Source organism: Arthrobacter sp. AOP36-F1-5, assembly GCF_058137995.1.
The window spans coordinates 3,138,186-3,149,313 of sequence record NZ_CM176892.1; the positions used below are offsets into that span (position 1 = coordinate 3,138,186).

Annotated in this window: 10 protein-coding genes; 7 read left to right on the forward strand and 3 right to left on the reverse strand. The window is 68.2% G+C overall.

The window, feature by feature from the left end:
- Nucleotides 1-21 precede the first annotated feature (21 nt).
- Nucleotides 22-735, forward strand: a complete 714-nt coding sequence (locus tag AC3ZI9_RS14385; protein ID WP_444555590.1) for a TetR/AcrR family transcriptional regulator — start codon at nucleotides 22-24, stop codon at nucleotides 733-735.
- Between the two features lie 108 nt (nucleotides 736-843).
- Nucleotides 844-2,112: an acyl-CoA dehydrogenase family protein gene (locus tag AC3ZI9_RS14390; protein ID WP_489923709.1), complete on the forward strand. Its 1,269-nt coding sequence runs from the start codon at nucleotides 844-846 to the stop codon at nucleotides 2,110-2,112.
- Here AC3ZI9_RS14390 and AC3ZI9_RS14395 read toward each other — a convergent pair.
- Nucleotides 2,102-2,878, reverse strand: a complete 777-nt coding sequence (locus tag AC3ZI9_RS14395) for an alpha/beta fold hydrolase (protein WP_444555592.1) — start codon at nucleotides 2,876-2,878, stop codon at nucleotides 2,102-2,104. The two genes, AC3ZI9_RS14390 and AC3ZI9_RS14395, sit on opposite strands and share 11 nt — an antisense overlap.
- 281 nt (nucleotides 2,879-3,159) lie before the next feature.
- Between AC3ZI9_RS14395 and AC3ZI9_RS14400 the strand changes: the two genes are divergently transcribed.
- The 5 genes from AC3ZI9_RS14400 to AC3ZI9_RS14420 all read left to right on the forward strand — a co-directional run bounded on the left by AC3ZI9_RS14400 (nucleotide 3,160) and on the right by AC3ZI9_RS14420 (nucleotide 8,431).
- Nucleotides 3,160-3,330, forward strand: coding sequence for a hypothetical protein (locus tag AC3ZI9_RS14400; protein ID WP_444555593.1), 171 nt, complete (start codon nucleotides 3,160-3,162; stop codon nucleotides 3,328-3,330).
- Between the two features lie 326 nt (nucleotides 3,331-3,656).
- The gene (locus AC3ZI9_RS14405; protein WP_444555594.1) at nucleotides 3,657-4,286 is read left to right on the forward strand and encodes a hypothetical protein; all 630 of its coding nucleotides are present in this window, start codon (nucleotides 3,657-3,659) and stop codon (nucleotides 4,284-4,286) included.
- 93 nt (nucleotides 4,287-4,379) lie between these two features.
- Nucleotides 4,380-5,441: an aldo/keto reductase gene (locus AC3ZI9_RS14410; protein WP_444566801.1), complete on the forward strand. Its 1,062-nt coding sequence runs from the start codon at nucleotides 4,380-4,382 to the stop codon at nucleotides 5,439-5,441.
- 324 nt (nucleotides 5,442-5,765) lie between these two features.
- Nucleotides 5,766-7,166 carry an NAD-dependent succinate-semialdehyde dehydrogenase gene (locus tag AC3ZI9_RS14415; protein ID WP_444553772.1) on the forward strand — a complete coding sequence of 467 codons (1,401 nt, stop codon included), beginning with the start codon at nucleotides 5,766-5,768 and terminating at the stop codon, nucleotides 7,164-7,166.
- 56 nt (nucleotides 7,167-7,222) lie between these two features.
- Nucleotides 7,223-8,431, forward strand: coding sequence for an AI-2E family transporter (locus AC3ZI9_RS14420; protein WP_444553773.1), 1,209 nt, complete (start codon nucleotides 7,223-7,225; stop codon nucleotides 8,429-8,431).
- Between the two features lie 328 nt (nucleotides 8,432-8,759).
- Here the strand turns inward: AC3ZI9_RS14420 and galK are convergent, their stop codons facing one another.
- Together galK and galT are read right to left on the reverse strand one after the other, a co-directional pair.
- On the reverse strand, nucleotides 8,760-9,980 hold the full coding sequence (gene galK, locus AC3ZI9_RS14425; RefSeq protein ID WP_444553774.1) for a galactokinase: 1,221 nt from the start codon (nucleotides 9,978-9,980) through the stop codon (nucleotides 8,760-8,762).
- Nucleotides 9,977-11,125: a galactose-1-phosphate uridylyltransferase gene (gene galT / locus AC3ZI9_RS14430; RefSeq protein ID WP_444553916.1), complete on the reverse strand. Its 1,149-nt coding sequence runs from the start codon at nucleotides 11,123-11,125 to the stop codon at nucleotides 9,977-9,979. The genes galK and galT overlap by 4 nt, the downstream gene beginning before the upstream one ends.
- Between the last annotated feature and the right edge of the window lie 3 nt (nucleotides 11,126-11,128).

Consider the following 11,128-nt stretch of genomic DNA (forward strand, 5'->3'; position numbering starts at 1 on the left):
GGCCGTGCTAGATTCACCGGCATGGACCACACAGCCACCGTTCCCGAGGAAGCCCTGCGACTGCTGGTCGAACGCGGGTTCGATGCCACCAGCGTGGACCAGCTGGCGGCGGTGCTGGGGATCAGCCGCAGTACCTTCTTCCGCCGTTACCTCTCCAAGGAGGACATGGTCTTCGCGGACATGGACACCGTCATCGACGGGGTCCATCGCGAATTGGCGGCCCCCGGACGCCGGCTGGCCGACCGGCTGGCCGCCGCCGCCCTCTTCGTATTCGATCACCACACCGGCCGGCCCCGGGCCTCGCTGCTGCGCTTCGAACTGCTGCAGGAGGTTCCCGCCCTGCGCGACCGGGAACTGGTCAGCACCCATCGCTATGAACGGGCCTTCCGTCGCGGCCTGCGCGCCGCCCTGGACGTGGACCCGGGCCTGGACGACGTCAACCTGGCGATCACCTCCTATGCGGCCTCGGTGGTCGCGGTGCACAACGCGTTCCTGCGCAGCTGGCTGAACACCTGCGATGCCGGCCTGCGGTCCGGACTCGTGGACGAACTGGCCCAACTGGCTGCCCTGCATCTGCCCCGGCTGCAGGAACAGACCCCCCCAGCGGGGGCGCCCCCGACCCGGCCGGAGGTCGTCGTCACGGTGTCGAACAGCGGCACCGACCCCGAGCAGATCGTCGACGCCGTCCGCCGGGCGCTGGATCAACAGCCCGGGCGGACCCCACCCACCGCCTGACACTGAGTGTCTTGACCTGAACCTCGGTTTCATGGATGCTGGTACGGATCGATCCCCCGTGACCGGCGCCACCTCCCAGTGCCGGCCACGCAACGCCGAAGGACACCCGTGAGCACCTCAGAAACCACCTCCCCCCACCCCGGACACGACACCCCGATCGCCGAATTCCCGCTCGGTGTCGTCGAGCCCGACTATGAGCTCTGGGGCGAGGTCGACGTCGACCCCACCGGCCTCTTCGGCGCCGAGGACATCCCGGCGGACGACCGCGCCTACTGGGACCGGGCCCGGCGCTTCGGCCTGGACGAAGTCCGTCCAGAGATCGACGACTACTGGGACCGTGCCGACTTCCCGTTCCATCTGGCCACCCGACTGGGCGAACTGGATCTGCTGCGCGACGGCATCGACGTCGACGGCCACCCGGCCATGAGCACGCTGGGCGCCGGACTGGTGAACATGGAACTCTCCCGCGCCGACGGGTCGGTCGCCACCATCGGGGCGGTCCAGTCGGGCCTGGCGCTGCGCTCGGTCGCCTTCTGCGGCTCCGAGGAACAGATCGCCCACTGGGTTCCGAAGCTGGCCCGGGCCGAGGTCCTGGGTGCCTTCGCCCTGACCGAACCCACGCACGGCTCCGATTCGGTCTCCCTGGAGACCCGGGCCACCCGCGTGGACGGCGGCTACGTCCTCAACGGTGAGAAGAAGTGGATCGGCAACGGCTCCACCGGCGGCATCACGGTCGTCTGGGCCCGCGACGATGAGGGCAACGTCCGCGGTTTCATCGTCCAGCAGGAGTGGGAGGGCTACACCGGGACCACCATCGAAGGGAAGCTGAGCCTGCGCGCCATCTGGCAGGCCCATATCCGCCTGGAGAACGTGTTCGTCCCCGACACCCATGTCATGCCCGGCGCCAACTCCTTCAAGGACACCGCCAAGGTCCTCTTCGCCACCCGGCTGGGAGTCGCCTGGTCCGCCGTCGGACATGCCATGGCCTGCTACGAATCAGCCGTGCAGTACGCGACCCAGCGCACCCAGTTCGGCCGCCCGCTGGCCGCCGCCCAGGTCGTGCAGGAACGCCTGGCCCGCATGCACTCGGAACTGGCGACCATGCAGCTGATGGTCATGCAGATGACCCGCCGTGAGGAGCGCGGAGAGCTCACCGGCCCGCAGGCCTCCCTGGCGAAGTACACCTGTACGCGCACCGCCCGCCAGATCGCCTCCAACGCCCGCGATCTGCTCGGCGGCAACGGCATCCTGCTGAAGAACAGGGTGGCCCGCCACTTCGCCGACATCGAGGCCATCCACACCTACGAGGGCACCGAAACCGTCCAGGCGCTGATCATCGGCCGCTCGATCACCGGGCTCTCGGCCTTCAATAAGTAGCTTCACCCTGCAGGAACGGGAGCAGCTGGGCCAGGACCTCGTCGACGGCAGCCAGCGTCGAGCCGTGGGTCCTGCCCTCCAAGGGGACGAACCGGGCCGCCGGCATCAATTCCGCCGCGGCCCGGGAGTCGAGGTAGCGCCGGCGGTCCCGGGTACCGGCGAACAACAGGGCCGGCAGCTCGAGCGAGGCGACCACCGATTCCTCGATCCCCGCTTCGATTTCGGTGCGTTCGAAGTAGGCGTGCAGGGCCCGGGCGTCGTTGTTCATGAAGGCGAACCGGGTCTGCGGATCCAGCTGCTGCCCGTCGACGAAGGCCTGCATGCCGCCGGTGCGCAGGGCCTGGAGATAGCCTTCGAAGAACACCTCGGCGATCTGGCCGCCCTGCGCCTTGAACGTCCCCCCGAGGCTCACGAGCTTCTCCACCCGGCCCGGGGCTGCGGCGGCCAGCGAAAAAGCGACGCGCGCCCCGAAGGAATACCCCATGATCACCGCACTGGCCAGCTGTTCGGCGTCGAGCACGGCCACCACGTCCCCGACCAGCAGATCCATGGCGTAGTCCTGCGGGCGGTGGGGTTTGGAACTGCGGCCGTGTCCGCGGAGGTCGATCCGCACCACGGTGAACCCCTCGAGGCCCTTGACGTAGCCCAGCCCGCGCCAGATCGCCCGCGATAGCGCCGAACCGTGCAACAGGACGATGGCGGGGCCCTGCCCTGAAATGTCGTAGGAGATGGTGCTTCCGTCCCGGGGATTCTGCGTCTCAGCCATCCCCACAGGCTATCGGGCGGCCCCGCCGGGCCGGCCACCCGTGATTCACACGGGGCTCTTCGGCATTTTCCAGCGAACACCAAGCTTTGGACCTTATTGTTTTTAAGTACCTCTTGAAGGTGCGAGTGATGAGAGCACCGGCTGGACCATCGATGATTCCCCCCAACTATCGATCCAGTCGGTGTTCATCTCGTTAAGCCCCGGCCCGGGCGCTGACCTCGACACCTCGTGGTTTCAGGACCAGACTGATGGCATAGGCCCCGTCAACGAGGGAGGATGCCATGAGCGAGAACACCGAGGGACTGTCCACGGGCGGTCCGGACGCCAAGCCCGAGAGCGCCGAGGAAGCCGCGAAGAAGGCCCGTCGGGCACAACACGATCACGACGACGCGCGCGTCGACGAGTGGGAGGAGGAGTCCTTCCCAGCCTCCGATCCGCCGTCGAACTACTGAGTGGCGACACTCCCACCGAGCTGACACGGGGCGCACAGGTGGTTCCAAGTTTCGCTGGTTAAGCTGAAGGAACCTTCTCAAAGGTGCGAGTGATCAGAAGCACCGGTTATAGCGGTTTGTCGCCTCCTTGTCCGCTATGGCCGGTGCTTCACTCTTTTAACGTCTGCCGCTCAATCGCGTCCGCGCTGGTTCCCACCCCGGCGGGCCCCACCAGATGCCCCCGGCTGAGGGAGCTCCCCGCGACGACAGGGAGGTGGTGGCCCCGGGCAGGGCCGCTTAGACTGATGACGCAGCCTTCGCCCAGCCCGAGGAACGATCACCACGACATGGCCATGAGAAACCCCTATCTTTCCCTGGTCCGCAACCGGCTCATCGCCGCGTTGGTGGGCTCCGCAGTGGCACTGTTGTGGTTCGCGGCGTTCCGGGCTCCCGTCCTGGCCATCGCCGGGGACGTCACCGGGGCGGAAACGGCCGAAACAGGCACCCTGTCCATCATCCAGCTGATCCGCTTCGGCGCGGGAATACTCCTTTTCACCGTCGTTCCAATCCTCGCCTACCTCGGGTGGCTTCGACTCATGCGCCCCGATGCACGCAAGGTCGTCGGTCCCGGGGCACGGTTCGCGACCATTGCCGCTGCGGTGGTTTCAATCGCCTTCTTTGTCATCTGCTGGCTGCCAAGCACCTCACGTACCACTTCCGTCCTCGAGGCCTTCCGCGAAGCGGCTGCCACCGAGGCGCTACCCGAAGGAGTCTTCCTCGGAAACACGCTGGCCGGCGCGGCGGTGACGACCGTCTTGTTGGTGATCTTCGGTCTGATCTGCCTGTTCCTGGCGCCACCACCACGCCCTGCTGCCGACACCCCACACCCCGGCTTTCCCACCAACTGGTGGTCATGGGTTCCCCTGCCTGCCTTCATGGTCGGGGTCCTCGCGGGGGCGCTGCCCTTCGCCGGCTAAGGGACACCGCCTGGTATCGATCACTGAGGGGTAGTTCCCCGGGCACCGCGTAGCATGGGGCTGACCTTGTCTTCCCGTCCCCAGGAGCACCCCATGGCTGATGACGTCCACACCCCCCGCACCCCGGAAACCCACGATCCCTACGTCGCCGCCCTCGAGCGCTACGACGACCTCCAGTACCGCAGGGTCGGCAACTCCGGCCTGCTGCTGCCCCCGTTGAGCCTGGGCCTGTGGTGGAACTTCGGGGACAACAGGACCTTCGGCACCCAGCGGGAGATCCTGCGCCACGCCTTCGACCACGGGATCACCCATTTCGACCTGGCGAACAACTACGGCCCGCCCGCCGGTTCCGCCGAAGAGAACTTCGGACGCATGATGCGTACCGATTTCCGCCCCTACCGCAACGAGATGATCATCTCCTCGAAGGCCGGTTACGACATGTGGCCGGGCCCGTACGGGAACTGGGCCTCGGCCAAGTACCTCCGGGCCTCCGCCGATGAATCCCTGCAGCGTCTGGGCCTGGATTACGTCGACATCTTCTACTCGCACCGACCCGATCCGAACACGCCCATCGAGGAAACCATCGGCGCACTGGACCAGCTGGTCCGCCAGGGCAAGGCCCTCTACGTCGGCATCTCCTCCTACTCACCGGAGCGGACCGCCGCCGCGAAGGCCGCGGCCCGTGAACTCGGCACCCCGCTGGTCATCCACCAGCCCTCTTACTCGATGCTCAACCGCTGGGTCGAGGACGGGTTGCTGGACACCCTGGAGGAACTGGGCATGGGCTCGATCGCCTTCACCCCCTTGGCCCAGGGCCTGCTGACCGGGAAATACCTGGACGACAAGAACGCGGTCCCCGCCGGAGGCAGGTCCTCGCTGGCCGGACTCACCGAGGAGAACCTGTCCACGGTCCGCGAACTGGCCCGGCTGGCCGAGCAACGAGGCCAGACCCTGCCCCAGATGGCCATCGCCTGGCTGCTGCGCGAGGGCGGGGTGACCTCCGTGCTCATCGGGGCCTCCTCGACCCGGCAGCTTGACGAGAACCTTTCGGCCGTGGAAAACACCTCCTTCACCCCGGAGGAACTGGAACTGATCGATGGAATCACCAGCGGAGCCGACAGCGTGGACATCTGGCGCCGCTTCTCCCAGTCCTAGGCAGGTGCAGCCGGTGGACACCGCGCCCAGGAGCCGCTCCCCCAACGACCCCGCCTCGGCGGGCACCTCGCCGCAGCGGCACCGGCCGTCGCCGCCCTGAGCGGGGACCGGCTCCGGCGGCAGCGGCGGCAGCTTCTCCGGCTCCGGAAGCTCCTCCAGCGTCCAGCCCCGCACCCCCGCGGCCCCGGGCCCTTGCACTGAAGCAGGGCCGCCAAAATGTGCAGATGCAGTGACTCGATTCACAAAGCCGGGGATCCGGGACATGATGGATCCGTGCGGCCTCCGCCCAGGGCGCCGTGAGTTTCAACGAAGAGGAGACCGGCAGTGACCACCACCGCCCAGCAGTCCAACCCGTCCGGCTACCGCGTGCAGAACCCCGCCACCGGTGAGGTCGTCGAGACCTTCGAAACCGCAACCGACGCCCAGGTCCGCGAGGCCGTGGACGCCGCCCAGGCCGCCTACGATTCCTGGGGCGCCCTGCCCATCGCCGACCGGGCCGTCATCGTCAAGCGCGTCGCCGAACTGTTCACCGAACGGGCCGATGAGCTCGCCTCCACGATCACCCTGGAGATGGGCAAGCCGTTCTCGGAGTCCAAGGACGAGGCCGAGTTCTGCACCGACATCTTCAACTACTTCGCCACCGAAGGCCCCACCCTGGCCGCCGATCAGGAGATCAAGGCCATCGGCGGGGGCCGCGCCATGGTCCAGCGGTTGCCGGTCGGCCCGCTCCTGGGGATCATGCCGTGGAACTTCCCGTACTACCAGGTCGCCCGCTTCGTCGCGCCGAACCTGATGCTGGGCAACACGATCGTGCTCAAGCACGCCGAGACCTGCCCCCGCTCGGCCTTGGCCATCAAACAGATCATGGACGACGCCGGGGTCCCGGCGGGCGCCTACGTGAACCTGTTCGCCACGCATGACCAGATTGCCGATGTCATCGCCGACCCGCGCATCCAGGGGGTCTCGCTGACCGGTTCCGAGCGGGCCGGGGCGATCATCGGGCAGCTGGCCGGCAAGAACCTGAAGAAGGCAGTACTTGAACTCGGGGGTTCGGACCCCTACGTGGTGTTGGATTCCGCGGACGTGGCGGCCGCCGCCAAACTGGCCTGGGACACCCGGGTCGAAAACACCGGACAGGCCTGCAACTCCAATAAGCGCATGATCGTCATGGAGGACATCTACGACGATTTCGTGGCGGGTCTCACCGCGCAGGCCCACGGGCTGGTCCCCGGGGACCCGGCCGCCGAGGAGGCGGGCACGTTCGGCCCGCTGTCCTCCCGCGCCGCCGCCGAGGCGGTGCACGAGCAGGTGCAGGACGCCGTCGCCCAGGGCGCCACCCTGCATGCCGGCGGAACCCTCCATGACGGCCCGTCCTGCTACTACTCCCCCGCCGTGCTGACCGGCGTCACCGAGGACATGCGGGCCTACCGCGAGGAACTCTTCGGCCCCGTCGCGGTCGTCTACAAGGTCTCCTCCGACGAGGAGGCCATCCGCCTGGCCAACGACACCCAATACGGTCTGGGCGGCGCGGTCTTCAGCACCGACGAGGAGCGGGCCCGCAAGCTCGCCCAGCGGTTGCAGGTCGGCATGGCCAACGTCAACGGCATCGGCGAGGACGCTGATCTACCGTTCGGCGGGGTCAAGCGTTCGGGCTACGGCCGCGAACTGGGCCCGCTGGGAATGGATGAATTCGTGAACAAACGTCTGTTCTACATCGCCGATTAGCAGGTCAGCGCCCGGTTGCTCGCCTAGAGTGGTGGCATGAATCCAGAGGTCATCCGATGAGTCTTCGTTTATTCCGTCGCCGCTCCAGGCGCAGCAATGCCCCGGCGCTACCCGTCAGTCCCGGCGCACGCCACGCCCAGATCGATTCGCTGGGAGCCGCGGATCCCCGCGTGGCCCCCACGGACCGGGTGGCATTGCTGTGGTCCAACGCCTTGGGCCGCACCGCGACCCGGGCCGCCCAGGTCCTGCTGGTGCTTGTCCTGGCCGGTGTCGCCGTTGTCGGGCTGGCACAGGTCAGCGTCGTCGTGCTACCGCTACTGATCGCCCTGATCCTCACCAGTGCCCTCTGGCCGCTGGTGCTGCTGATGCGGCGCCATGTCTCCGCGATGTTGGCCGCCTGGACGGTCTTTCTGGGCTCCTTCGTGATCCTGGGGGGCGTCGGGACGGCGATCGTCTTCGCTGTCCGCGCCGAATGGTCGGGCCTGGTCGACCAGGCCGTCCAGGGGTTCGGACAACTCCAGGACATGGTCAAGGACCTGCCCATCCAGATCGGCCAGAAGCAGATCGATGAAGGTGTCCACGTCGTCACCGATTTCCTGACCAGCAAGCAGTTCGGCGCCGGCGCCCTGTCGGGCCTGTCTGCGGCCGGGAGCTTCTTCACCGGCCTGTTGCTGCTGCTGGTCATCCTGTTCTTCTTCCTGAAGGACGGCGACAAGATCTGGGCCTTCTTCCTGTCCTGGATCCCGCGCAGCCACGACGCCCAATGGCGTGCCAGCGGCTACCGGACCATCCACACCCTGGGTGGCTACATCCGCGGGACCGCCACCGTAGCCTTCGTCGATGCCGCAGGTATCGGCATCGCCTTGTGGATCCTGCAGGTCCCCCTGGCCCTGCCCCTGGCCGCCATCGTCTTCATCACCGCCTTCATCCCGCTGGTCGGGGCCACCTTCGCCGGGATCCTGGCGACCCTCGTGGCCCTGGTCGCGAACGGTCCCGTCGTGGCCCTGATCGTTTTGGGCGTGGTGATCCTGGTCAACCAGCTCGAGAGCAACTTCCTGCAACCGGTCGTCATGGGCCAGGCCCTGCACCTGCACGCACTGGTCATCCTGCTGGCCCTGACCGTGGGCACCGTGCTCAGCGGTGTCGTCGGCGCCGTGCTCTCCGTCCCGCTGACCGCCGTCGGCTGGGCGATCGTGAAGATCTGGACCGGACGCGACCCCGAGGCCGTCAACGAATACGAGCCCGCGGCCGTGGAGGAGGAGTAGCGCCCCGGCGGCCCCGCACCGATCCCGGGGCAATGCCCACCCGGCGTACAGCCAACTCAAAGCTTCGGCCCCTAGAGTCATAAGTACCTCATCAGGTGCGAGTGATGAAACACAAGGCCCCAGTCCTGCCCGGACTGGGGCCTTCATCATGTCCGCCCCAGCCCCCCCCCTGGGCTGCGGCCATGACCGGAACCGAGGGGTTCGCAGCCAACCCCCACCCCACACACAGCGGGCAGCTAGGTTCGGCCCCTAGTGTTTTAAACACCTCATCAGGTGCGAGTGATGAATCCGGCCCCGGCTTTCTCCCCCCCGAAAGCCGGGGCCTTCCTCATGCCTGGGTGGTCCGCCTCCGGGCCCCGGCCCCGGGCTGGACGGCGAAGATATCCGGGGGCCGGTATCCCTCGGCGGCGAAGCGTTCCCGAACGGCGGTCCCCACGGCCTCCGCCGCGGCGACGTCGACCAGGGCGATCGCCGACCCCCCGAAGCCTCCCCCGGTCATCCGGGCCCCGAACGCCCCGGCCTGCTGTGCCGCCTCCACGGCGGCATCGAGTTCGACGCAGGAGATGCCGAAGTCATCGCGCATCGAGGCATGGCTGGCATCCAGGAACGGGCCGATGGTGCGCGGGCCCCCGGTCTCCAACGCCGCCACCGTGTCCAGGACCCGCTGGTTCTCGGTCACGATATGGCGCACCCGGGCGAAGGTCGCGGCGTCCAGGACCTCCGCGGCCTCGACAAGCCGCTCGAGACCCACATCACGCAGTGCCGGGACCCCCAGCCCGGCGGCACCGCGGGCGCAGGCTGCCACGAGGTCCTTGTACCCGCCGGATTCATGCGCGTGGACGACCTTGGTATCGATCACCAGAAGCACCAGGGATTCGGCGGCCAGATCCAGCGGCACCTGCCGGGAGAGACGGCTACGGCAGTCCAGGAACAACGCATGGCCCGCGGTGCCCAGCAGGGACGCGGACTGGTCCAGGATCCCGGTGGGGGCCCCGACGAAGTCGTTTTCCGCCTGTTGGCAGACCAGCACCAGTTCCTCCCGGTCGATGCCGGCGTCCAGGAGCTCATCCAGGGCCAGGGCCACCGCGCATTCGATGGCCGCCGAGGAGGACAAACCGGCGCCCGAGGGGACGTCGGAGTCCAGCAGGACATCCACCCCCGGCACGTGGTGCCCGCGCTGTTGGAGGGCCCAGATGACCCCTGCCAGGTATCTGGCCCAGGGGACGACGTCGGCGGGCTCGAGCCGGTCCAGGTCCACCTCGGCGATTTCCCCGGCGAGGGCCGTCTGGCCGGTTCCCGCAGGATCCGCCCCCTGCAGCGAGGCCACCCGCAACCGGGCCGGCCCCGAGGGCCGTAGGGCCACCGCGACCCGGGCACTGTTCCGCAAGGCGAAGGGCAGAACGAACCCTTCGTTGTAGTCGGTGTGTTCGCCCATCAGGTTCACCCGGCCCGGTGCCGCCCAGATGCCATCGGGCCGGCCACCGAAGAGGGTGGCGAAGCCGGCCGAGAGCTGCTCCAGGGATGCGGCGTCCTTCTCCCCGGGCTTCATGCGCTGGCTCCGGTCGGCGTTGCGAGGGCGGCCCGTAGGCGTGCGGCGGTGGTTTCGGGGGTGACGTCGGCGATGAAGGCCCCCATCGCGGCTTCCGATCCTGCCAGGTATTTGAGTTTTTCCTCGGCCCGCCGCGGGGAAGTCAATTGCAGGTGCAGGCGCAGTTCCCCGGCCGCGGGGTGCCGGACGGGGGCCTGGAACCAGGCGGCGATATACGGGGTCGGAGTCGCATAGAGGGCGTCGACGCCGCGGAGCAGGCGCAGGTAGACATCGGCCAGGTCGGAGCGTTCCCGGGCCGTGAGCCCCGCCAGATCGGCGACGTGCCGGTTCGGGACCACATGGACCTCCACGGGCATCCGGGCGGCGAAGGGAACGAACACGGTGAAGTATTCGGTCCTCTCCACGATCCGGGTTCCTGCGGCCACCTCGAAGTCCAGGACGTCCTGCATGAGGTTGCGTCCGGTTTCCTCGCGGTGGCGTTGGGCCTGGTCCAGTTGGGTCAGGGTGCGCGGGGTGACGTAGGGGTAGGAGTAGATCTGCCCATGCGGGTGGTGCAGGGTCACCCCGATCTGCGCCCCCCGGTTCTCGAAGGCGAAGACCTGCTCGACGCCGGGCAGGGCGGAGAGCTCCGCGGTGCGCTGGGCCCAGGCGTCCACGACGGTCCGGGCCCGTGGGACATCCAGGTCGGCGAAGGAATCCCCGTGGTCGGCGCCGAAGGCAATGACCTCGCAGCGGCCCTCGGCCGGGTAGGTCTCCCCCATCGCCTCGGAGCGCTGCTGCTCCTGTTGCCCCGGCCCGAAGGAGGGGAAGCGGTTCTCGAACACGACGACGTCGTACTGTGCGGCGGCGACTTCGGTGGACCGCTCGGGCCCCGAGGGACACAGCGGGCATTCGTCGGCCGGTGGCAGATGCGTCCTGCCCTGCCGGTGGGCGGCAAAGGACACCCATTCACCGGTCAATGGGTCACGGCGTAGCCGGGCGGGGCTGGGCCGCTCCGGCAGTTCCCGCAGGTCCGCCGGGGGGACGAAGTCCTCATGCTGGCCGGGGTGGTCGAAGAAATACAGCAGTTCACGGCCATCGGCCATCCGGGCCCGGACGGGCTGGCGGAGGGCATCGGCTCCTGCGGTTTCGGTGGGGCTGTTCATGGT

Excerpts from the sequence above, each read along its gene's own strand:
- galK (WP_444553774.1), bottom strand. The coding sequence starts at position 9,980 with ATGAAGCCCGGGGAGAAGGACGCCGCATCCCTGGAGCAGCTCTCGGCC.
- AC3ZI9_RS14420 (WP_444553773.1), top strand. The coding sequence starts at position 7,223 with ATGAGTCTTCGTTTATTCCGTCGCCGCTCCAGGCGCAGCAATGCCCCG.
- galT (WP_444553916.1), bottom strand. The coding sequence starts at position 11,125 with ATGAACAGCCCCACCGAAACCGCAGGAGCCGATGCCCTCCGCCAGCCC.
- AC3ZI9_RS14385 (WP_444555590.1), top strand. The coding sequence starts at position 22 with ATGGACCACACAGCCACCGTTCCCGAGGAAGCCCTGCGACTGCTGGTC.
- AC3ZI9_RS14395 (WP_444555592.1), bottom strand. The coding sequence starts at position 2,878 with ATGGCTGAGACGCAGAATCCCCGGGACGGAAGCACCATCTCCTACGAC.
- AC3ZI9_RS14400 (WP_444555593.1), top strand. The coding sequence starts at position 3,160 with ATGAGCGAGAACACCGAGGGACTGTCCACGGGCGGTCCGGACGCCAAG.
- AC3ZI9_RS14405 (WP_444555594.1), top strand. The coding sequence starts at position 3,657 with ATGGCCATGAGAAACCCCTATCTTTCCCTGGTCCGCAACCGGCTCATC.
- AC3ZI9_RS14410 (WP_444566801.1), top strand. The coding sequence starts at position 4,380 with ATGGCTGATGACGTCCACACCCCCCGCACCCCGGAAACCCACGATCCC.